At 38.0% G+C, this 22,805-nt stretch carries 18 protein-coding genes; all 18 read right to left on the bottom strand.

The features are described from left to right. Nucleotides 1-4: 4 nt before the first annotated feature. Nucleotides 5-514, bottom strand: coding sequence for a DUF411 domain-containing protein (locus tag HII16_RS01305; RefSeq protein ID WP_169126737.1), 510 nt, complete (start codon nucleotides 512-514; stop codon nucleotides 5-7). Nucleotides 515-613: 99 nt separating this feature from the next. Then, on the bottom strand, nucleotides 614-1,015 hold the full coding sequence (locus HII16_RS01310; protein WP_169126739.1) for a hypothetical protein: 402 nt from the start codon (nucleotides 1,013-1,015) through the stop codon (nucleotides 614-616). Between the two features lie 103 nt (nucleotides 1,016-1,118). After that, nucleotides 1,119-2,201, bottom strand: a complete 1,083-nt coding sequence (locus HII16_RS01315) for a phospholipase D-like domain-containing protein (RefSeq protein ID WP_211183358.1) — start codon at nucleotides 2,199-2,201, stop codon at nucleotides 1,119-1,121. Then, nucleotides 2,149-2,667: a hypothetical protein gene (locus HII16_RS16740; protein WP_211183359.1), complete on the bottom strand. Its 519-nt coding sequence runs from the start codon at nucleotides 2,665-2,667 to the stop codon at nucleotides 2,149-2,151. The genes HII16_RS01315 and HII16_RS16740 overlap by 53 nt, the downstream gene beginning before the upstream one ends. A gap of 136 nt (nucleotides 2,668-2,803) precedes the next feature. Continuing rightward, on the bottom strand, nucleotides 2,804-3,352 hold the full coding sequence (locus HII16_RS01320) for an acyloxyacyl hydrolase (protein ID WP_169126741.1): 549 nt from the start codon (nucleotides 3,350-3,352) through the stop codon (nucleotides 2,804-2,806). 268 nt (nucleotides 3,353-3,620) lie between these two features. Then, the gene (gene galU, locus HII16_RS01325) at nucleotides 3,621-4,532 is read right to left on the bottom strand and encodes a UTP--glucose-1-phosphate uridylyltransferase GalU (RefSeq protein WP_169126743.1); all 912 of its coding nucleotides are present in this window, start codon (nucleotides 4,530-4,532) and stop codon (nucleotides 3,621-3,623) included. Nucleotides 4,533-4,548: 16 nt separating this feature from the next. Next, a complete protein-coding gene (locus HII16_RS01330; protein WP_169126745.1) occupies nucleotides 4,549-5,766 on the bottom strand; it encodes a capsular biosynthesis protein in 1,218 nt (405 codons plus the stop codon). Nucleotides 5,767-5,776: 10 nt separating this feature from the next. Beyond that, nucleotides 5,777-7,726 carry a capsular polysaccharide biosynthesis protein gene (locus HII16_RS01335; protein ID WP_169126747.1) on the bottom strand — a complete coding sequence of 650 codons (1,950 nt, stop codon included), beginning with the start codon at nucleotides 7,724-7,726 and terminating at the stop codon, nucleotides 5,777-5,779. Nucleotides 7,727-7,811: 85 nt separating this feature from the next. Next, nucleotides 7,812-9,830 carry a glycosyltransferase gene (locus HII16_RS01340; protein WP_169126749.1) on the bottom strand — a complete coding sequence of 673 codons (2,019 nt, stop codon included), beginning with the start codon at nucleotides 9,828-9,830 and terminating at the stop codon, nucleotides 7,812-7,814. 14 nt (nucleotides 9,831-9,844) lie between these two features. Continuing rightward, nucleotides 9,845-11,263 carry a glycosyltransferase family 2 protein gene (locus HII16_RS01345; protein ID WP_169126751.1) on the bottom strand — a complete coding sequence of 473 codons (1,419 nt, stop codon included), beginning with the start codon at nucleotides 11,261-11,263 and terminating at the stop codon, nucleotides 9,845-9,847. A gap of 53 nt (nucleotides 11,264-11,316) precedes the next feature. Beyond that, nucleotides 11,317-12,483, bottom strand: a complete 1,167-nt coding sequence (locus HII16_RS01350) for a nucleotide sugar dehydrogenase (protein WP_169126760.1) — start codon at nucleotides 12,481-12,483, stop codon at nucleotides 11,317-11,319. Nucleotides 12,484-12,491: 8 nt separating this feature from the next. After that, complete coding sequence (locus tag HII16_RS01355) at nucleotides 12,492-13,247, bottom strand: capsular biosynthesis protein (protein ID WP_169126761.1); 756 nt, start codon at nucleotides 13,245-13,247, stop codon at nucleotides 12,492-12,494. After that, nucleotides 13,248-14,825, bottom strand: coding sequence for a hypothetical protein (locus HII16_RS01360; RefSeq protein WP_169126762.1), 1,578 nt, complete (start codon nucleotides 14,823-14,825; stop codon nucleotides 13,248-13,250). A 30-nt stretch (nucleotides 14,826-14,855) separates the two neighbouring features. Continuing rightward, entirely contained in the window at nucleotides 14,856-15,233 is a 378-nt protein-coding gene (locus HII16_RS01365; RefSeq protein ID WP_169126763.1) for a capsular biosynthesis protein, read from the bottom strand. A 27-nt stretch (nucleotides 15,234-15,260) separates the two neighbouring features. Next, nucleotides 15,261-17,153 (bottom strand): hypothetical protein, encoded by a 1,893-nt coding sequence (locus tag HII16_RS01370; protein ID WP_169126764.1) that lies wholly within the window; start codon nucleotides 17,151-17,153, stop codon nucleotides 15,261-15,263. Nucleotides 17,154-17,161: 8 nt separating this feature from the next. After that, entirely contained in the window at nucleotides 17,162-19,330 is a 2,169-nt protein-coding gene (locus HII16_RS01375; RefSeq protein WP_169126765.1) for a glycosyltransferase, read from the bottom strand. 54 nt (nucleotides 19,331-19,384) lie between these two features. Next, nucleotides 19,385-21,445 carry a hypothetical protein gene (locus HII16_RS01380; RefSeq protein ID WP_169126766.1) on the bottom strand — a complete coding sequence of 687 codons (2,061 nt, stop codon included), beginning with the start codon at nucleotides 21,443-21,445 and terminating at the stop codon, nucleotides 19,385-19,387. Between the two features lie 11 nt (nucleotides 21,446-21,456). After that, the gene (locus HII16_RS01385; protein WP_169126768.1) at nucleotides 21,457-22,794 is read right to left on the bottom strand and encodes a hypothetical protein; all 1,338 of its coding nucleotides are present in this window, start codon (nucleotides 22,792-22,794) and stop codon (nucleotides 21,457-21,459) included. Nucleotides 22,795-22,805 lie beyond the last annotated feature (11 nt).

Raw genomic sequence — 22,805 nt, forward strand, 5'->3', positions numbered from 1 at the left:
CGCATTAAAATTGCTCCTCGTAACTGTTTATTCGAGCGTATACCTTGCTACTACCATCCTTGAAAAGGATCATTATTTGATATGGCATAAATTTATCGCCTACTTCCATTCCAGGAGATCCAACAGGCATAGCCGGTACTGACAAGCCAATGGCATTGGCATGGCTCTCATTTAAGAATTTATGAATGTATTTGGCTGGTACATGTCCTTCAAAGGCAAAGCCATCGCGACTTACTGCGGTATGACATGAACGCATATTGGGAGTGATACCAAGCTTATTTTTTACTAAATCCATAGCGTCGGTATCTTCGACTTGAGTTTGAAAATGGTTGTTATTGATGTGATCAATCCACTTTTGACAACAACCACAACTTGGCGATTTAAAAACAAGCAACTGCACTGCATCAGCCGTGTTTTTGTTAACTGGCGCCTGTGCGTTTTCCGAAGCGACAGCCAGGTTGAAACTAAAACATGCCAACAAAAGTAAAAATGGCTTTAATATAGAATAATTCATTGCGAACCTATTATTCATTGTGGTCTAAAGACCAATTGCAAAACAAAAAATTTAAAAACACGATAATCGTGTCAAATTTTGGGCAGATCTACCCTGTGTTTAGCTGATAATAGGCGGGCGAAACAGGCTGCTTTGTTGACGTAATAACTGAGTAGAATCAGTCAAAGCAATCTTTAATGGATGGAAATGCACCTCGTCTTGTTGCAATTGGGTGGCGACAAATAAAGTGCTTGAGCAGGCATTGGCAGGACATACACAATCATCACCACAACAATCCATATTCGCTGTAGCTAATTGACTGGTCTGCGATTCATCAACTGAATGTCCCATATGTTGATGATGAGCATCTTCAGACATGCCCATGTCATGCAGTTGGTGACTATTTTCACCAACTGCTAGTGGTGTAACCTCATGTTCACACTGATGTTTTTGCATAGCACCAGCCTGCCCTAATTGAGCAACAACCAACACCAATACTAAAAACACCTTAAAAAACGACAAGTTACTTACCTTTCATATATTTTCATTGCAAAGTGTAATGGCACTCGCACTATCTGTAAAGACCTTGACAGGCAATCTATTATTTCACACTGTAAGAAAATCTTTATAAAATTGATTTTGGGATCAGTTTTCGCAAGCGCATGCGCAGTCTTTTAAACAAGCTGGACTCATCATCCGGGTTAAAATCATGACTTATGCGCCAGGCGTTTCGCGGCTGCATTTCTTCTTGCATATAACTTTTCAGTTTTTTCGCTACGTCTTCTGATTCAATGATGGTGATCGCTTCAGTATTAAGGTTATCACTACGAGGATCGAGATTATGAGTACCGATAATGGCAATTTTGTCATCAATAACGATAGACTTAGAGTGTAGGCTGAATACCGGCATTTCCGGCTCTTCCGCCATGATTTCTTCCATCATTACCTGCTCACGTATTGCCGCATCAGGTCTGAATTCATAGAGTTCAATTCCAATATTGAGCAAGCGCTCTCTGTCACGATGATAACCGCTAAATGCTTCGATGTTATCTGTTGACGCTAGGCTGTTGGTTAGAATCGACACCTTAACGCCGCGTTCAATGAGCTGTTTGTATAGTTTTTTGGTGCGGCTCTTAGTAACCAGATATGGGGTATGAATAACAACAGAATGTTGCGCCTCTCTGATCAGCTTCCTAATTTTATCTGTGGTGTGGCCGCTGCCATACCAGCCTTTGGTATCGGTATTTTTGCCTGGAAAATCTGATAAATACTCTACCTTATCGAGCCAAAGCAATTGCTTTTGCTGTTTTAATCGTTGATAAAATTCCGGTACCTGATTAATACGTTCTCGCACGCTGGGATAAAAATCCTCCGGGTTACAGGCGTATTGCTTCAAAGCTTCAACGTCGAGATGGACTTTAATGTCATCTCTTAGTTTTACCAGCTCACTTACTGGCACCGAATAAGGACTATACCAAAATTGCTCGAATGAGTTTTGCACCGAACGAGCTTCGCCACCCATCATTAGCACATCACGATCGCGAAAATTAAACTCACGATCAAAGCCATAATATTCATTGGCAATGTTGCGACCACCGGTGATACTGACTCGCCCATCAACGATAAAGCTTTTATTGTGCATGCGTTGATTGAGGTTATAAATTTTTGGTGATATTGAAAAACTTCTCAACAATGTTTTTGCCGACATTGGCGACCGGATTGTATATTTTAATCTCAATATTGGGGTGTGAATCGACAATCAATAAATCCTTAGCTTTGGCATCAACCAGTATATCGTCAATGATGACTCTGACTTTTACACCGCGCTCCGCCGCCGCAACCATATATTGAGCAGCCAACAAGCCTATGTTGTCGGCAGAAAAAATAAAATATTGAACATCAATACTCTTTTCCGCATGCGCTGATAACCAAGCTCTTGATAGCACCGCTTCACTGCCACGCTCAAGCACATAAACACCGGTTTTCTGCCGCATGTTATCGAGATCGTCTTGCAGTAACTCGGTTAAAGTAACATCATTTTTAATTTCAGGAATAGAGGCACAATAGTCTTCATCCACGCTCAATGACGATAAGCTAGGATAGGAACAAGAGGCGACCAGTATCAGCATGGCTAATACAAGTAGCAGTGAAGTAGACAATGATTTTTGCGGCATAAATCACATCCTAATGAGAAAACCGCTAACGAAAAACCACCTAAATCTATCCGTTAGTTCACTGAAAAATATAGGAAAAAGATATAAAAAAAGCGAGCCAGAGCTCGCTTTTTACTTGAAGTACATATTACTTTGCTTAAAAGTCGTAAGCAAAATAAAGTTGGTAAGAATCAAACGCTGGATTTGAATCGTAACGATTGGCATTGGAAATATGCTGAAATGCAAATCCGGCACGTGTGTCTTTATCAAAGCTGTAGACAGGACCTAGTCGGTAATAAAACTGTATCGGCCCGCCGTAGTCTTTATAGGCAACACCTTGCTCGCCAAATTCGTAATCGCTATACCAATACATACCGCCTTCGACAGCGACTTTGAACTCGTTGGACATATACCAACTTAAGCCAAGACCACCACCGAGAATCTCGCTATCGCCTTCTGAAGTTTGGATCTGACCGGCATTGACCACAGGATACCAATACAGTGGCTCTCGCTTTAATGCAGGTAATTCAGGAAACAAATAACTGACCTCTACTTTTTGTATATCCAAGTTCTGATCTGTTGTTGGATACCCGTATGACACAGCAACCTGATGCTCATCTATCGCATGAGCACTCGTTAAAAAAAGGCCTGATAGGCCCAGTAAAATACAAGACACCCGTCTTGTGGTGTGAATAACACCTTTCATATGCAAAACCTCTATTCTTATTGTTGGAATGAATCCCTAATAAAAATTTGTTTTGCGATATACAGGTAAAGATAGATGGCGATATGCCGCGCAGCAATCACCAAAAAACGGCTCCAGTAATACCGCCCTTAGACTTCCATGTAGGTACAGTTTTAACCCTAGTAAACAAAGGCTTGCAGCGCAAATTGGTAATAGAAAAATTAACTACCGGGCATAAAAAAACGAGAGTTATCACTCTGGTTTGTTCTTATGAATTAGTAACTTACAACTAAAACGACAAACTTTCTAAAAAGGCTTTATATTCTTCACCTAGCTCTGGGTGACGTAAACCATATTCCACATTTGCTTTCATATAACCCAATTTAGAGCCACAATCGTGAGATTTACCGGCCATATGAAATGCCTCGACATTTTCCAACTTCATCAAGGTTGCAATAGCATCGGTAAGTTGAATTTCATCTCCAGCACCCGGTGGTGTCATTTCCAATAGTTGCCAAATGTTACTCGATAAAATATAACGACCAACAACTGCTAGGTTAGATGGAGCATCCTCTATAGCAGGCTTTTCAACGATTTGTGTCATGGTGCAAGATTCACCTGCCGCAACACTCCTGCCGCCACAATCAACCACACCATAACTGCTGACCAATTCTTGCGCGACCGGCTCAACCATGATTTGGCTTACGCCGGTTTCATTAAAACGATTTAGCATTGCTGCTAAGTTCTCAGTTTTAGGGTTGCTTGCCACGTCATCAATTAGTACATCTGGCAGCACAACCGCAAACGGCTCATTGCCAACGATAGGTAAGGCTTTTAATACCGCATGCCCAAGACCTTTCGCCTCGCCTTGGCGCACATGCATGATAGTGACACCTTTTGGACAAATGGATTGTACTTCGTCCAATAGTTGGCGTTTAACACGTTTTTCCAACGTAGTTTCAAGCTCAAATTGCTTATCAAAGTGGTTTTCGATGGCATTTTTTGACGAGTGAGTAACGAGAACGATTTCTTTGATACCAGCAGCAATACACTCATTGACGATATATTGAATCAGCGGTTTGTCTACAACTGGCAACATTTCTTTTGGAATGGCTTTCGTTGCCGGCAGCATGCGCGTCCCGAGGCCTGCTACAGGAATAACTGCTTTTTTTACTTTTTTTATCTGCTCGAATTGAGCCATGAGATTATCCTTTGAATTAGCCCGCTTTGCGGACTTCCGTTATTTCTGATGAAGATTGAATTAAATCGTAAACTTGATTAATCAGCGGGCGTCGACCTTTATAAAAATCCCCAGGGATCTGAGTCTGTTGCTGAACATATGTATGAAACTTTGCAAAAAAGTCTTCATCAACTTTGAAATCGGACTTCCAAAATGTATCCAATTCACCTTGATAGGTTATACCTTCAATATCATATAAAGCCTTACCAAGCGTTACCGTAGGCAAGTGATGAATTAAAGCAGAAATACCAACGGTAGAATTGACTGTAACAACACCTTTGGCATGTCGATAAATATCCGGCAAGTTAACATCATGAACGTAAAAAACACGTTCCTGCAAATTATGCTGACCTGCAAGTTTGTTAATCAATTTTTGATAATTAAAGAAGCCTCTATCTTGTGGGTGATGTTTTATTAATAGCGCTTCCTGATTATCTGCATGCTTTGCAAAAGAAATAATAACGTGTTCTATCACTTCTTCGACCGAAGAGAACGGTGAATGTTCACGTAGCTGGTAATCAACTTGCACTTGCAAAGGCAGTAAGAAAAAGCGCTTATTGAATTTGCTAAATACTTTACGTTTAACGAATGGATCGGTTATGCGAGACAACATCTTTTGCTTAAAGTTATTTAACCAAAAGCCACACTCTTGCCAACTTGTCCATGGTCTATGATGCTCGTAATGTGGAAACTCTTTTTTAGTCAAAGTGGTATTGACGTAATAACGTACCGCATACCAGAGTCTTTTTCTAAAAGTTGGCCCTACTTGCACATTACTCTTTACCGGCTTGGCAACAGTCGATTGAATCAAATCTAGCGAACGATTTAATGATGAATAAGCGTTACAACCACCTTGCTCTAGCGTCACGAAACCAGCGCGTAAATAGCCTTCTTCGAAGCACCAAACTCGTACACCTTTAGCTTTGGCCACGGTAATCGCAATTCTGTGATAAAAGCGACAATCACCGTACAAGGCCAAATCGGTGATTTTGTGTTGCTCAATAAACGCCATCAAATAGCGGCCCCAATCTGCAGACTTTCCTTGATAGTCAAATTGGTGATCAGCGCCGGCATACACTCTGTCACCACCGTTTAAATTAATTTTAAAGGTTTTATGCCCTTGCACTGAAAAGTGATTGGCAAGGTGTTTGAAAAAGGTGCCTAATGGACTTTGTAAAAATAATACGTGTTTCATTACTACTCCATTAAAATGATAAACGCATAGTGAGTGCCTGCCATAAAAAGCCAAGCTTGGTAAAAATTCTTTGCATAGGAGATAACGAAATCTTCTGATTTGAATGTTGCTGTTGAATTTGTTGTACGACGCTTTCTGCGGAAGTAAACAAACCTGTGCTCCAATCGATGTAAACTGGATATTGAATCAAGGTCGCAAAAATAAGCTCTTCGAGGGTTTTGTTTTTATCGCGTCTGACAAGTGGGTTCATGTCTTTGGTTAATCCCCAGCCCGAATAAAAAGGCTGCCCCCAGGTGACAACATTAACGCCTTGAATCAAAGCTTCAAAGCCACTTAAAGAGGTCATGGTATGCAGCTCATCAACGTGCTTGTACAAGCTGGTTAACGTTAATTCGGTGATTTCTTCATCGACACATGTCAGGTTACAATCTGACGAGATTTTACCCTCTCGATTTCCCGCAACAACATCAGGGTGTGGTTTGTAAATAATGTGAGCATTTGGGTTTGCATCCCGTACCGCCCATAACAGCTCCTCGTTAGATTTAACAAAAGGACTGCCTTGAGCAAGTGATGCATCACCGTCTACTTGCCCGACAACAAGCAAAACGGGCGTTTTGTCAGTTGCGCGTTGATATTCGCCAACTTTACCGACGTTGTATTTGCTCACCTGATTTTGCTGTAGTGTCGTCAGCAACTCTTTTGCTCGCACAAACTCGTCTGCGGACAGGGATATGTCATTAATTAATTGTTCGAGACGACTGTGTTTGGAACTATCAAAATACATGCCCAGGTCATCAAACGCCAGTGACGATGGTCGACATAAGTTAGAGCCTAAACCAGCAGAGCGAATGAAACCATCTTCTACTCGCAAACAATTGCTAACATGTGGCTCTTTCATTCCCCAAAGCAATACTTGCTCATCACTTTTTAACGACTCTGGCACTTTGCTTACATAGCGAATATCTGCTGCATACTGGCGACAGAATGATTTGATAAAAGCTCGTTTCCATGCTGAAAAGTTTACTGCGTACAAAGTTTGCCATTTTGGTTGCACATACTGCGCAGAGATAATTTCGACAACATCTTCAACTTGACATGCTTGCTTGGTAATAGGATTTACATAACGGGGATATTCTATTAACGACGCATAAGCCAAAGTAGCTAAACTAACACCTTTACGACGATTGCTTATTAAAGCGTCGATAGTCAGTCCCCAACCTGCGTAGAATGGCATTCCAAAACAATACACGGGCTTGTTTAATAGCAGAGCTTCAAACCCCATTTGTGAAGAAACCGTATACACATAGTCGACTGATTTTATTAATGAGTGTGGATGGCAGATGTCATCTATCACCTTAACGTTAGCAAGGTCCTTACTAGCTAAGACGCCTTTCTTTTTCCCTAGTTTGGTGTCTGGGTGAACGCGCACATAAATAGTCGCATTAGGGTGATTTTTACGAGCAGATTCCAGCATATCAATGAAGCTTTGTTCACTTGCTAGTGCCCCTGAAATTGATAAATCGCCAGCAACTTGATCAACAACCAATACCTTTTCGCTTTCGCAATTTGATAGCTTACGACTAAGAGATTCTGGAAGCTTAACTGTAGAATAACAGTTATATTTTGTTATACCTTTTTCACAGATTTTTTCGATTAGTTTTTGGCTACGCTCTAACTGCTCAACAGACTTTTCTTGAGAAATTAGAAGCTCTAAATCTGAAGGTGAAGAAGCATCGTAATATAGTCCATTTGAATCAGCTATTAGGGATACACTATGGCCTTTTTGTGCTGGGTGGCCTACATACCCAATAAAGCCGTCTTCGAGATAGATATATTCAAGTTTATTTACCGCAGCAAAGCGCTTAGCTTTATGAGTATTTTTTTTTAAGCCCCAACCTACAACTTTGTCAGTTAAATCGGGTTTGCTTAACGGTTTTAATAACGCGAGCTTTTCATGCAAACTAGCTTCTATTAAAGCGCGTCGCTGAAAAATCCCTTTTGAAGAGGTCCAAAGAGTCATTGATTTGTTGTAATTAGTAATAGGTTTAGGCGGTTTTCTTGAATAATTTAGCGACTAAGTTTTTCAAATTTTTACGAGAAGCAAACTTCTTGAGGTAATTTAGGCGCTGATATTTATCGCTCCAATAGCGATCAAATTGAGGGCTGCTAAACGGAATAACGTCTCTGCCGCGATTGAAGTGAATGGTGTCCTCACTGAGGCCACGTATCTCGATAAATTTATCTGCTACTAGGTTATTCGGGTCCATATATTCAATATACTTAAGTGGATATTGAGTAAAGGAATACAGCTTAAAACGCAAAAAGTGAACAAAGCGCATCATATGCGTGGTACTTGGTCTAAAGCCTTTCTTGATAGCGGCGACAAGCTGCTCATTAGATTGAATCGAAACATTCAACAGTGGGTGAGAAAACCAAGTTTGTCCCAAAAGATATACAGGTTTATTGCAGATCACGCCATGTACTGCAGAGCCAGCATTCAAAGCAATTATCGCATCGGCTAACTCTTCAGCCTCAAATAGGTCTGCTTCATCAACAGAAAGAATACGACCGGTAATTTCAATATTAAGTTGACGACCTTGCGGATAAACAATTAACCACTCGCTTCCCAAACGTTGCGACAAATACATTATCACCTCTGAAAGCTTATCGTCAGTTAGCGTACAGTATTCATCACATAGGCTGATTAAAAGTATTTTTTTACCTAAATTGGCAAACAAACCACTGGCTAGTTTTTCCAATTTTTGTTTACGTTTAGCTTCTTTGTGCTCTACGTATTTAGAAACATCGAGTATTTCATCAACCGATAGAGGCTTATTCCACCACTCTTCCGGCAAGTGTTTCTGTAATCTTATAGAGTTATTTCTTTCAAAAAAGACCGAGTTTGGCAAAGCACCGCGGCCACAACAGATATAATCAAAATCGTTGTTATCACACCATTTGTGCAATAGGACCGAGTTATCATGTTGCAAAGGTAATTCGAATAAAAATTGCGTTATACCATTTTCTTCAATCCAATGTTCAATAGCCTTTTGTGAATCAAACTGAACATCACCATATGTTACACAACTTCCCAAAAAGTTATGTAAATAGCGATTTTCACTATAGCGGTTGTGCTTGCATATCGCTGTAGTAATCCCCTCGGCAACACAAATTGGTTTAGGCTCAATAATATTGATATCACGTTCCAATTGCGCTTTAAGAATGTTCTCATTTTTGCGCTTAAATTGATGGTAATCGCCATCAATATCATGTGGCGCATGCACCAAATATATGCCTTTAGAGCCCAGCCAATCACCATACAAGCGATAGATTGATTTCCAACCTCGGTATTTACGAATATTCATGAAGTTACCCTTCATAGAATGCCAGTTCCGAGGCTGTGGATAGCGCATATTTTTACGAATCATACGAGTGGTAAACTCGTAATCTTCATAACCCCACCCTTCAAAGTTTTCGTTTTGGCCGCCACAACTCAAATAAAAATAGCGATTTACCAATACAACGGAAGTGCCATGCGAATACTTTGCGACATACTGTTTATTGGACTCAATCATCTGATTTATACAAAAAGACTTGCGCAAGCGTTGCTCAGTTTTGTTATATAACCTATAACCTTCTTCTGTCAGATAAATGACAGGACACATCAATAAATGGTCCACGGTGGTGCGCATATCGAGTAGTTCGGCTTCTACTAATAAGTCATCATAAAAGCCAGGATACGGAATTAAATCTGCATCCATAAACATGATGAGTTCGGCTTTAGCGACTTTGGCACCATAGTTTCTTGCCCGCGCTAGATTAAAAGGCGATTCAGAATCCGCTCCCGTAGCGTAATAATTGATCCCTAACAGAAGACATTTACTGCTCAGTAGTTGTGCTTTATCGTCTTCAGAACCATCATCTACGACAATAAATTCGACATTAGTACCTTGATAGGATGTCTTACAAAACGCGAGTCTGTCTAAGATATCAATACGCTCGTCAATCAAACGAACGGGAACGATAACGCTAAGCAGATAATTAGGTAAATGAATTAGAGCCAAAATAGTGAAACTTTTTACTTAAATAGGTTTAAATCAAATTGGTGATTATTATGTTTTAATTTCTTTTTTAATAATTTTTTAGACGAACTGAACTCAATAAGTTCATTCCAATGATGCAGATATATTTTTCGCTGAACCTTTTCACCATATGATGCGATTAGTGAAGCAAACTGGCTTAAAAACTTATGTTTAATTGCCATCATGGCCTCATCGTAAACCTTGTTTTCGTGAGTTACCTGTAAAGGGCGAATATGCACCAAAGGCTCTGTTACCACATCAGTTTTAAAAGACTGGAAAAAGCGTAAATTAAACTCTAAATCCTGATGGCGAATATACGACTCATCAAAACCGTTTAAATGCGCTACAGCAGCCCTTTTATAGGTAACAGTATTCGTATGAATATAGTGTTTTTGATAATCTAACAGCAATATTTCTTCACTGAGATTTCCAGCGATATAGCGCTTTTTATTGCGTCCGCTTTCATTACCATTAATGTAACCGCAATAAACAGCGCCAATTTCTGTGCTAGTCGATTCGAGTTTCTCAACGCTCTTGGTCAAACGACCAGGCAAATATACATCGTCATCATCGAGAAAACATAAGTACTCGCCGCGAGAGGCTAAAAAGCCAGTATTTCTTGCTGCGGAGCCATTACGATTGTACTGATGAGGGATATAACGCAGATTCAATTCAGGGTAGTTGAATTTTACGTTCTGTACGATTTGCGCGACGTACAACTGGTTATCTGTATTTAAACCATTATCATCGATAACAATAATTTCTTTATTCGCATAACACTGACTAGCAACACTTTCTAGCGCTCGTTTTAACGATTCTGCGCGACCATATGTCGGGACAATAACAGAAACACGACCATCAACAATTTTAGTCTCTGTAACATTCAAATCACACAACTGGGTGTATTTGTCGTTATTATTGGCAAACTTGTTACTAATAAAGTTTATGATATCCGACTCAGTCAACACTTGCTCGCAAGCAATCGATGCATACATATCGCAATCAGCCAAATCCACATTGCCTTTGACGGGTTGAAAATCAGCAGCATACTTTTCAGCCACATCCATATTATGAACAGGAATTAGGCCAAGTGCGGTGTTTGCGTAAAACTTGACTGTACATTGCAACTTAGAGAGACAATCAAACTCTGATAAATAGCGTAAACTTCCTATATCATTTATCAACACAGCCAAAGCAGGTTTAGTTGAACCATCACTTATTAAAGTCTTGAAGCAACATTCATGGCTTTCTTTATTGCCCTCATTATTTTTGTGAATTTGTCTTTGACATAAACTTAAATTATGCCAGACCAAATCTTCACCAAACTTAGCACCAGCTTGTCGATAGAGCTGTAGGGCACCGTGATAATCCCCTAGTTGATACTTCGTTGCAGCTTGTTTAAATAAATTTTGCATCACAAAAACGAGGTAGCGCACGATTTAGTCATCATACGCTCCAGTAAACACAATTAATCGTTACCGAATAAATCTCTGGTATAAACCTTGTCAACAACATCGCTTAGATTGTCAGTTTTACGGTTCGCGATAATGACGTCAGACATTTGTTTAAACTCATTTAAGTCTTTAATAACTTTTGAGTGGAAAAACTCATCTTCTTCCATCACCGGTTCATAGATAACAACCTCAATACCTTTAGCCTTAATGCGTTTCATAACACCTTGAATTGAAGATGCACGGAAGTTATCAGAGCCCGATTTCATAACTAAACGATAGATACCAACGACAGTTGGATTACGCTTAATAATAGAGTCGGCGATAAAATCTTTACGAGTAACATTAGCGTCAACAATCGCTTGAATCATGTTGTTTGGCACATCTTGATAGTTCGCCAGTAATTGTTTGGTATCTTTAGGTAAGCAGTAACCGCCGTAGCCAAATGACGGGTTATTGTAATGATTGCCAATACGAGAATCTAAACTAACTCCTTCAATGATTTGACGAGTGTCTAAACCGTGTGATTCTGCATAACTGTCTAGCTCATTAAAGTAGGCAACACGCATAGCCAAATACGTATTAGAAAACAATTTAATGGCTTCAGCTTCAGTCGAGTTTGTAAATAAAACTTCAATATCTTCTTTAATCGCACCCTGAATTAGTAATTCAGTGTACACAGACGCACGCTCTGATTCCTCACCAACGATGATGCGAGACGGATATAAGTTGTCATGCAATGCCTTCCCTTCTCTCAAGAATTCAGGAGAGAAAATCACATTTTCACAACCCAATTCTTCTCTCATCTTTGCGGTGAAACCTACCGGCACCGTCGACTTGATGATCATCACGGCTTCAGGATTAATAGCCATGACATCTCTGATTACCGCTTCAACCGATTTGGTATTAAAGTAATTAGTTTCTGGATCATAATCCGTCGGCGTTGCAATCAACACATAATCAGCATGCATATATGCTTTTTCTTTATCTGTTGTTGCTAATAAACTCAAATCATCACGCATTAAAAATTGTTCGATTTCTGCATCAACAATTGGAGATTTGCGATTATTTATTAACTCAACTTTTTCTGTGACGATATCTAAAGCGATAACGTCGTTGTGCTGTGCGAGCAATACAGCACTGGACAGGCCGACATAGCCTGTACCTGCGATTGTGATATTCATTTTATACCTTATTGCTGAAGTTCAGCACTAATGTCATTCTCTATGAAGTCATAATATTCCGCTGGAACACCGCAAAAAATAACCTCATTTTCTTCGATAACACTGAAGTTGATAGTTTTACCTTCAGAGATTATGTCGTTATACATTGGTGCAATGTAGTATTCGTTACCTTGCACTTCACTAATCGGTGTGTTTTGAAGCTTTTGATATAGCCTATTAAAGTCAGCCGCTCTCTTCCAATAATAAAGGCCTGTACAACAGTATTCAGATAGCTCTTGTTTTTCTGCTGTAAGCTTAACGGTTTGAGTCTCTGCAGATTCTGGTACAACATTGCTCCAATTAGCGCCACTGCCAATAAATGTTTCTAAATAGCCGTCACTATTCTTGAAGTCGAAAGAGTTAGGGTATTTAAAATTAGGGCGAAATGTATCGATATTGAATATAGTTATATGCTCATCGTCATTGCAACTAGCTTTTTGCAATCCTAGATAAACTGTTTCAGCTTGGCCTCGAGTTGGTTCATCCAAAATTACAACGTCAAAATCCAAAATTCCAAGCTTTTGACAGTTATCTATAATAAAACCTTTAGTATTTTGTACATCTAGCGCAATAAATAAAAACTTCTCTTGAGTGAAATAAGTCTCAAAGCTTTTTACTGAGTGTTCAAAGAGTGTTGCGCCTTTTGCTTCAAGCATATATTTTGGCTTCTTAAAGCCAGCTTTGGTAAAACGACTCGATAATCCTGCCATAGGGATAATAATCATTTAGGCATCCTTTACAGTATTTTTTAGTTTTTTATACAAACGAATGGCATTAGCAATCATCGCTTCTTGTCGATCCGGACGATCAAAATGAAGGGGCAGCATTGAGAGGAATAGATGAATCGTAATCGCTAATATTTCTTCTTCATTAAACGCATCGTCATTAAAGAAGACATCTTTAAACATTAATTCGATATGTTTATAGTTCTTTGTGCCATTAAAGCCAATTTCATAGATATCTTTATCTTGGTTTACATTTAAAATGTAACGTCCAGCTATAACGTAATCATAGAATCCTACGACCGAATGATAATATTTAGCTACATCGTATCTTCTATCACCGTATATAGTAAAAGCTCCTGAGTTGTTAATACCTCTTGGATCGATAACTTTTATCGCTTGAGTGCGGCTATCAAATAAGATATTGCTAAAACAGAAATCGCCATGAGAAACACCTATGTGTTGCTGGTTCGTTTCTGAAATATATTTTTGTGCTTCAAATGCCATTTCGACTAACGAAATCGGGCTCTCATCTTCAATGCTTGCAAATAATTTTCGATTTACGTCAAAGCCGGTCTGCTGATGAAATTCATCTAACCTACTCAGAGTTTTCTGCGCATACATTGCGTCAAGACTTTTAGTACACGTACTATTGTCAGTGTAATCAGAAAACTCCCCCAGAACACCAAAGGATGATTTAAATATTTGTTTCCAAGACTTAGGATTTAGATTACCAAATACAAAAAGATCCGCTAACGGCAATAAATAGAGGTATTCTAATTTATATTGAGAACTATCCTCATGTATTTCAGAATCGAGCAAAGATGGAATGTGGATTTTTAAAGAGCTAGGAATTTCTTTAAACCAATTGGCTTCGGCAGCTATTTTTTCCTTTTTCTGACTCTTTTTTGACACAACACGAGGTGTCATTGACATTTCATTAAATGCCCTTTGCGTCGTTATTGTTGTGCGCGATCGGAAAAAGCTATTGATGTGTCCAAAATCAAGCCATTCACCCGACTTGTCTATTTCAAGGCCTTGTTGTTTACTGTAAAACTGTACTGATGTGACGAAATCACCTCGAGTTTCAACGATTCCTTTCATCAATAGTTGAGGGTTAGAAAATGAAAAGTACCCTGATAAAACCCAATCATCATCTCCGGCCCAATCATCAATAATTTCACTGTCTAAAATATTGTCAATATTTACCACTGCTCGATGATAGTAACCACGGTTTCTATGAACAGAGACGTTATCCCCAAAATCTAGATTTGCGTCCTTTAGAAGAGTATCGCCATGCAAAACCGATAATTTTGAATACTTCTTACCGGTAGAGTTCCAGCAATATAGAATTGATTCACCAAGTGATAACCCATTAGGTGTAAAAATTAATTTAACATTGTTGGCTTCTAACCATTGTCTATCAAAGCTTTCTAGCTGGTAATCTCCTGGCAGGCTTAAGTAGATATCGGCTTCTCTATCTACAATTGACTCAATTTGATATTGATATAGCCTTTTGTTACCAACGGGTAAAAGTGCAGGCGGCAATAACCCTACTTCAGACACAAAATCTTGTGTCACATATGCACCTGATGTTATTAAGATCATATTTTATAAAGTTTTTTCTTTCGAGAGAAGTTCGACGATTTGTTCGTAAGAAAGTGTTTCGAATTCAGATGGGCGTATTGCTTTATCATCAATATAAAAGCCATCGAATCCACACCATGGTTTAGCTACATGAATTTCGTCGTAAGGCACATTGTGTTTTTCAAGCCAATCGATAGCTAAAGGAAGCGTATTAGCATTGATTTTGCCAACATTTCCTTCATAAGTACGCATATTTCTGGCGGTTTGGATAATAATTTCAAACCCCATATCTTTATACTGATGCAATTTTTCAATCAGTTCAGAGTTTGGTTTCGAATTTTCATAATTACCCTTCTGGGTAAAAGAGATTGTGTTGTCTAAATCAACGACAAGTTTTTTCATTTTCATTTACCATCATTTTATTTAAGACTAACAGGCAGCGAGTAAGTCTTGAAAAATAGGAGGGACAGGATTTATTTCTCTAACTTCTTTTTTAAAGTTACTGACAAAAGAGTGTTCATCAATTGACCAAGCCTGCAAACCATGAGCTGTTAATTGGCTGTTGTTAATAGCATTAATGATCACACCTTTCGACAAAAACATATCGGTTATCAATCTAGGGCCATGGTTATAACCAAATACAGGCGAAGGTTTTGAAGAAATTAGATTCAGGTAACACTCTTTCAATACCGAAATATGTTCGATTGGAATGACCATCAAATAATCAAGCATCCTTCCTTCATCACTGATGTTTGATGTAGAAACGGTATCGGATGAATGTTGATGAATAAGTTCTTGCCCAATATGCGATACTTGATAATCTGGTCTAGCCCAAATTATATGGGTAATGCCTGAGCGTTGCAGAGACTCATACTTTTCGAGCATTTCTAATACTTGGTACATCTGATAAAACATCTTTATTTGATTTAGATGTACTCTCTGAACCGCACCTCTTTGCTTTTCAACTAAAGTTTCGATGTATTCTTCACTTTCAACATTAACATTCAATGAAAATGAACCCTCAACTCCAGAAAAAACCTTATCGATTAAATCTTGCGAATTGTAGGTCGGAATCATTGAATTGAATGTTGACGGAAATACTGAATTAAACTCGTCGTCAGAAATGCCTTTTACTTTGTTTCGAAGTCTTGGAGGTAGCATGCGCCCTAGGCGACCAGCTTCAGAACCTGTAGGGTACCCAACAGCTTCCCATGTTGATAAAAATAGAGGGACCTTATTTTCTTCACAATGCTTTCGCCAAAATGGCAAACACTTTTCAGCACCTCTCAATTGTCCAGATATACAAACTGCATATTTATTTTGCTGTTCGATACCTGACAAATTGGATGGGAGTCCCTCCCTAATATGTATATTATGCGCCGTTAATTCATAATTTCGTTTCGCAAGTTCAATTGGCAAAGATACACAAGCGGAATAATCTCGTCGCCAGACGCTTAATACATTTTTAAGCCCAAAAATTCTTATCGCCTTATGCAATTTTGCAACAGAAATTTTGCTATAAAGCTCTTTTGGATTCGACTCAAACAGGGATAAAAATAAAATATCTCCAATCAAGCTACTCATGTCCGAGACACTATCTATATACGCTGTTGACGGCTTGTATTCATTAGCTTGAACAATAAACCACTTATGGTTTTGAATAAGAACAGGAAGCGGTTTTCGTTGACTGAAAAAGCTTTGCGAATTAGGCAAAGCTGCACCTTGCTGAGATAAATATATGTATTTGTTGATATATTTACTTAAATCTTTATTGAAGTCAGCCGTTTGAAGTTGTACATAAAGATCTTCAACATTGGTATTTTTAACGAACTCTTTTGTCTGTACTAAGTACTCGTTCCGAAGGTTTTCAAAGTCTACGGTACTATCTTTAAAGAACGCTTTAAGTTCAATGATTTTTGCATACAAACGATCAAACTTATAAAGGTTTCTATCTACTGCAACTGAATAAACATACTTTCTTAAACTTTGATTTTTGTAGATCTCATGAAGCTTGAATATCTCATCATAAAGACCAAGTTGGAATAAAGAATAAATGACTTTTCTAGCTATATCCTCATTCAAATCTTTTGATATGGAGATTTCAGATATTTCTCCTGAGATGTAGAGCGAAAAGTGTAAACTTGTCAGTAATTCTAGAGCTTGTGCAAATGTTTCGGTCTCATAATGATTTTGGTATAAGTTTACATATACACTATCGATAGAAGCGAATTCGATTGAGCTCTTAACTTGATCGATTGCTAGCTTAGTTAGGTTAAAACTATTTTCATCAACCTTGCTAAGAAGTTTTTTTAGTCTTTCCATTGACTTTCCTATCCTTTGTTTTCACTTTCAGTTAACAGTACCATTTGCGCAGGTCCATTTGAGACTAGTTTTCCAATATATTGACGCATAGCTTGTTTATCATCTGTATATCGAACTACTTCCTGCCAATGTTTTGTATAAATTGTTTCCGCAATTTCAGGTCCCAAATTATTTATTGTGTTCGAAAATTGGCCTAAAAACTTAGCCTTGAGATCTAACATCCCTGTATTAAAAACTTTATTACTTACATCAGATGGCTCAGGGTTCATGCGCACCATAGAGTGGTTGACGGCGCCAATTTTAAATAACTCGAAGTAACGTAAATTAAATTCTAAATCTTGATGACGTCGATATGATTCATCGAATCCATTTATGGCAAGAACTGCGCTCCTTCTATACGTTGCCGTATTAGTGTGAAGGTAGTGCTTCATATAGTCCAAAGTTAAAATTTCTTTGGTTAAATCTCCGGTTGCATATCGATTGTCATCGTTCACTGGTGAGTTCCAGCCGAGAAAACCACCATATACTCCACCAACAGTTTTAGGTTGATTGCGCAGTGCTTCAATGCTCTTATCCAAACGACCAGGAAGATAAATATCATCATCATCTAAATAACATACAAATTCACCTGTAGAAGCAAACAAGCCAGTATTCCTTGCTGCAGCACCATTCCTATTTTTCTTATGGAAAAGTAAATTTATACGTACTTGAGGGAATTCACTCTTGACTTGCTCAACGATTTTACTCGTTTCATCGTTGTATTTAGTTTCATCACCGTTATCGCTAACAACCAGGATTTCCTTGTCAAAATATGACTGTGAGGCCGCAGAGCGGAGCGCATTTGCAAGGTTGGTCGGGCGTTTATATGTCGGTATAATTACTGATATGCGTCCTTCAACAATGCTAGGATATTCCACATCTAACATTTCGAGATTAGTGTCGTTTTTTTCACTCATACCGGTAGAAAACTCAATAAAGTCAGCTATATCTGACTCTACTAGGTATTTGAGTGGCGCAACTTTCAAAGAATAGTTAGCTTCTGGTAGCATGATCTTGCCTGAAATAGGCTGCAACTGATTATAATCAAGGTCCATTAGCTCAATATTGTGGATAGCCCTAGGTCCATCAACAGTATTAATAAATACTCTTAATTCAAAAGCTTGTTTCGCTGGTTCAGAGAAACTTGGCATATACCTTAAGGCTTCTTTTGAATCGACAACAACATTGACTGTTGGTTTACTCAATGGAAAATCAAATTGTTCCACTTGCCATTTCATTTTTTCGCCATGAGCAGATTGGCAGCGGCCACCTCTGATACTGCTATCCTCAACATCTGGCATTATGATATTTGGAAAAGCAACAAAACACTTTCCTAAATACTTTTCGTAAAGGGCTCCCAAAGAAATATGATCGAACGGCGCTTCAAATGCTTCTTGGACTTCAATTAACTCATCAAAAATAGTTGAATCAAGTGCTATAGCAAAAGAGCCACAGGTATCTAGGCGTCTTGGTAGGTAAAAGCCCTGATTAGTTGCTTTAGAGATGTCGACACTATCCCAATTATATTGAGAAGCACCGAGCTGTAAAATCTTCCAGTCATCGGCAACATTGTCGATAAAACGAGTAAAATCTTGCTCGAACGACTCTGACAATATGACGTCATCTTCCACAATAAGGATACGTTTGTAACCTTTTTGTTTTGCATCTCTAACGATACGTAAGTAGGTGAATATATAACCAACTGCTCCAGCTGATTCAATAAACCCTTTACCTCGTTTCAGCTCTAGTTCATTAAATTGTGGAAATTTGGTCAATTGACCTAGACTTCTAGTTTGATATTTTTTAAATACTTCAGCTGGCTCACCAATATAACCATTTGTCGCTTCAAATAGCTCAAAGTCGATTCCGGAATCCTTTAAATGTTTTGCAACTTTTAATCTATTTTCGACTTTGTGTTTTAAATTAACCATATATACGTGATCGAATACATCATTAACTTTTTTTATATCGGTAGCTTTGTTTTTTGCTTCAGATAAATGCTTTACACAACGTTGAATATTTAGCTTTACAAAATCGGAGCCATATTTGTTACCGGCTTTTTCATAAAGTCTCTTAGCTTTAAAATAATCACCTTTTAAATAAGCGTCATTTGCTTGGGAAAAAATACTTTCTATCATAATAATTGTTGGGGATATAAATTTGTTGTATGGGTAATTGGATTGTTAATTCGTTTAAGGGTTAATCCGACAGAAATAAGCACCTTTTTCGCAAATGACCTCTTCTTCTTCATAACTGATAAAACGGTCTTCGAATACTTTTTTCCAATTGGTAACAATATCTTTTTCTTCTTGACGATTATAATCATCAAGCACAATATCAAGTTGATGGTTGGCTAAATGATTTAACATTAACGGCACGCCAGGTAGCCTCGCTAGAGGGCCTGTTTTGGCAGGTGGTCCATCAATTAAAACAAGAATCTTAGCAACTCGACCTGCAAAAACATGCTTCAACTGTTGCAACATTGGCTCACATGAGTAGTACAAGAAATCTTCGCCATTCACCCTGCAATCAACCAAAGGTGCGTGAACCAGATCAACAAGTTCATCGACTCCTGCTTCCGTTAAAGTAGCCATTGTTTTGTCGAAATATTTTTTATTATGTTCGAACGTAACAATTTTTTTAGGAAGGTCTAAGTAAGTTGCGGCTAAATTATCTTTTGAAGAGTCAATCGACTCTAATCGAGATACATTTTGCCCAAGTTTATTTTGTTCTTGATTTTTTAAGGCTTTCGCGAACAACTGCGTTGAAGTGCCACTGCCAAATTCAATAATTAGATCGTATTGATTACGCTCTATTTTATTTAACAGGAATAGTGCAAGGTCACTACTAATTGGCCAGCCGTGATAATCCATAGCTAAATTACCTGTTTCGAGGTAATTTTGAACCCCAATGTAAGATTCAATTTGCTTGACTGAGTTAAGTAAACCTGTTTGAAATCTTGCAACCATATTACTTTCAAGCGAAGAAAATAGTTTCTGCTGTTTGTCAGCCATTTGAGCTAAAGTTTCATTTTGCAAAGTCATTTGCTCAGATAGTTTCTGGCTCGATTCAAGCTGCTGTTTTAATGTAGAAATTTCATTCTCATAATTAGAAATCAATACTTGATTACGCTTACTTTCAGCTTCAATGTCTGCAAGATGATTTCTTTGGCTAGATATTTTCTCTTCCAAAGAGTTTGTTTTAGCGTTTAAGGAATTGATTTCTTTTTGGCTATCCAGGTAGGATTTTTCGATATCAACTAATTGAGAAGCCTCTTTAACTTTTACTTCTAAAGTCGCTTTAGTTTCTTGAAGCTCAGTTTGCAGTCTTTGTTCTGATTCCAATAGTTTCGAAATCTTACTCTTTTGCTCATCAATTAGCTTAAATTGTTGCGAATTTTCTTCCGCAAGCGCTTGTTGAGAGTTACCTAACTCCGAAATCTGTTCTAAATAATTACGTGAGTCCTGTTCTTTTTCAAATCTATCAGATTTAAAAACTTCCAAACTAGTCGCCAACTCCTGCTTAGCTTCTATTAGTAGTTTGTTTTCTTCGACAAGTTGATTGTACTTTTCTTCAAGAGTATCAAAAACATCTTGAGACACTAACGCTCCTGAATCTTTGCTGAAATTGTTTCTAGCATAGATTAAGTTACCGACATGGGGGTTTAAGTCATCTTCCACGGATATATTTTCAAATCCGTACGCAGACAGGAATTCATCAGCTTCAGCTTGAGTACTATTTAGCAGGTCATCTTCTGGCGCATCTAATATGGCTTTAATCGTGATAACGTCTAACTCTGAAAGCTTATCAGCATACCCCTTCAATACTTCAACGGCAGGCATGCAATCAATAGATAACCAGTTTGCTTTGTAATCATAATTACAAACTAACTCCTGTAAACTAACCGTTTTAACGCTTGTAATATGGGCGGTTTTTAAATTACGCCAATATTTTTTTAGAGGATCTAATTTTAATAAACCGTTTTGTTTAGGATTATTGGCGAAATAGAAGGATCGCTCTTGTTCCGCTTGTGCTACTACACTTTCACTGAACAACCAGTTGCGATGTTTCAATTCTTGTTTCAGCTTACCTACAACTTTACCATCAGCTTCAACAAAAAATACTTTATCAACTTCCCAATCGATATAACGATTAGTTATTGAATCACTCACACCAACTTGTATGACACCATTAATTGGAAAAATTTCTTTTAAAATAGATAGTTTATCTACTAATCTTGATTGTACTTTCACGTCTGAGCTCTTTAACTGGCAACTTTCTTTGATTGGATTTTGTTTTTAAAAGCATCTGTAACGAATAACACAGGTCTACTTCTCAACTTACGTAGTTTACGTTGCTTGCTAGTTAAGGGAGTTATTGCGTTAGAATTTTCAACCGTAGTATCGGGCTCGGTATTCATATTCGCCGTTTGCTGATTTTTATCAAACAACTCTTCAAATCTTTCTTGAACCACCAGGAGCTGTTTTAGTATGTCTTCATTTTCTTGCTCTAATTTGTTACTAAGCCATTTAAAATGCCTTAGTTCTTTTCGAGTTTCTTCAAGTGCGTCAGATTTTATACTAACCTGTGATTGAGCATCATTAAGTTGTTTCTGAACTTTTTGTTCAGTTTCTTTATCAATTGTTGAAACTAATTCCTTGGATTCTTCTTCTAGCTTATTGCTTAACCATTTAAAATGGCGCAGTTCCTTTCGAGTTTCCTCTAAAGCTTCTGACTTGATCTTAACTTGTTTATCTGCTCTAAATTTATCGTTTGTGATGGATTTAATTTCATCGTCTTTCTGTAAAAGCACTGAATGATAATTGGATGCGGCTGAATGAAGTTTTATGTTCAAATCTTCTATTTCAACTTGCAACGAATGCAAGTTAGAGTATAAATTTTCGTTTTCCTGTTGCTGCTCACTCGACACTTGCTGAAGATTATTATTTGTAATCGTCAAGTCTTTAACTTGCGATTGAAGCTCAGCGGATTTTCGCGAATTAGCTTTCTTTTTATTAATAAAATTCCAAGTAGACAACAGACTATTATATTCCGAAAAATGCTCAAAATTGATATCCGCTACCGCTTCCATATCAGCATAAAGTGATGTCGATTCATCCGTGTATTGGTTCGCAATATTTTTAATTAGTGATAGCTCACCTTCGTTGTAATGCGTTAAACAGAATTCAGTCTCAACTTTTTTAGTTTCCCTACTCAAGTCAAATGCAGAACAACTAACTTCTATAAGTTGCGCAAACTTATCATCGTTATCGATCGTTTCTAAATTTACTAAAATTGCTCTTTCTGAATTTCGATTGTAAAAATGTAAGATTCTAGAGTTACACTCCAACCAGAAATAGATCGCCTCTTGTAAACTATTTGGTTCAACCTCTTGGTGTTCAAATTTATGCGCTAAGAAACATTCAATCGAGGTATATAGAAATACATAAAAAAGCTCACCTTTATCTTTCTCTAATGTAGTACTAGAAAAGAATTGTTGTTTAATTTCAATCTGCTCTTCAAGATTAAAAATTGCTTTTAAGGAGGAGGATATTTCTTTAAATTCAGGCTGTTCCATGCCTGTGACTATTATTTTTTTCATAGTTTGATTCT

The organism is Thalassotalea sp. Y01 (assembly GCF_012932945.1).
Classification (GTDB): Bacteria; Pseudomonadota; Gammaproteobacteria; order Enterobacterales; family Alteromonadaceae; genus Thalassotalea_A.

Coding starts and splice junctions, on each gene's coding strand:
- HII16_RS01330 (WP_169126745.1), bottom strand. CDS start 5,766: ATGAAACACGTATTATTTTTACAAAGTCCATTAGGCACCTTTTTCAAA.
- galU (WP_169126743.1), bottom strand. CDS start 4,532: ATGGCTCAATTCGAGCAGATAAAAAAAGTAAAAAAAGCAGTTATTCCT.
- HII16_RS01385 (WP_169126768.1), bottom strand. CDS start 22,794: ATGAAAAAAATAATAGTCACAGGCATGGAACAGCCTGAATTTAAAGAA.
- HII16_RS01375 (WP_169126765.1), bottom strand. CDS start 19,330: ATGATAGAAAGTATTTTTTCCCAAGCAAATGACGCTTATTTAAAAGGT.
- HII16_RS01370 (WP_169126764.1), bottom strand. CDS start 17,153: ATGGAAAGACTAAAAAAACTTCTTAGCAAGGTTGATGAAAATAGTTTT.
- HII16_RS01345 (WP_169126751.1), bottom strand. CDS start 11,263: ATGCAAAATTTATTTAAACAAGCTGCAACGAAGTATCAACTAGGGGAT.
- HII16_RS01365 (WP_169126763.1), bottom strand. CDS start 15,233: ATGAAAAAACTTGTCGTTGATTTAGACAACACAATCTCTTTTACCCAG.
- HII16_RS01320 (WP_169126741.1), bottom strand. CDS start 3,352: ATGAAAGGTGTTATTCACACCACAAGACGGGTGTCTTGTATTTTACTG.
- HII16_RS01305 (WP_169126737.1), bottom strand. CDS start 514: ATGAATTATTCTATATTAAAGCCATTTTTACTTTTGTTGGCATGTTTT.
- HII16_RS01350 (WP_169126760.1), bottom strand. CDS start 12,483: ATGAATATCACAATCGCAGGTACAGGCTATGTCGGCCTGTCCAGTGCT.
- HII16_RS01355 (WP_169126761.1), bottom strand. CDS start 13,247: ATGATTATTATCCCTATGGCAGGATTATCGAGTCGTTTTACCAAAGCT.
- HII16_RS01315 (WP_211183358.1), bottom strand. CDS start 2,201: ATGTCGGCAAAAACATTGTTGAGAAGTTTTTCAATATCACCAAAAATT.
- HII16_RS16740 (WP_211183359.1), bottom strand. CDS start 2,667: ATGCCGCAAAAATCATTGTCTACTTCACTGCTACTTGTATTAGCCATG.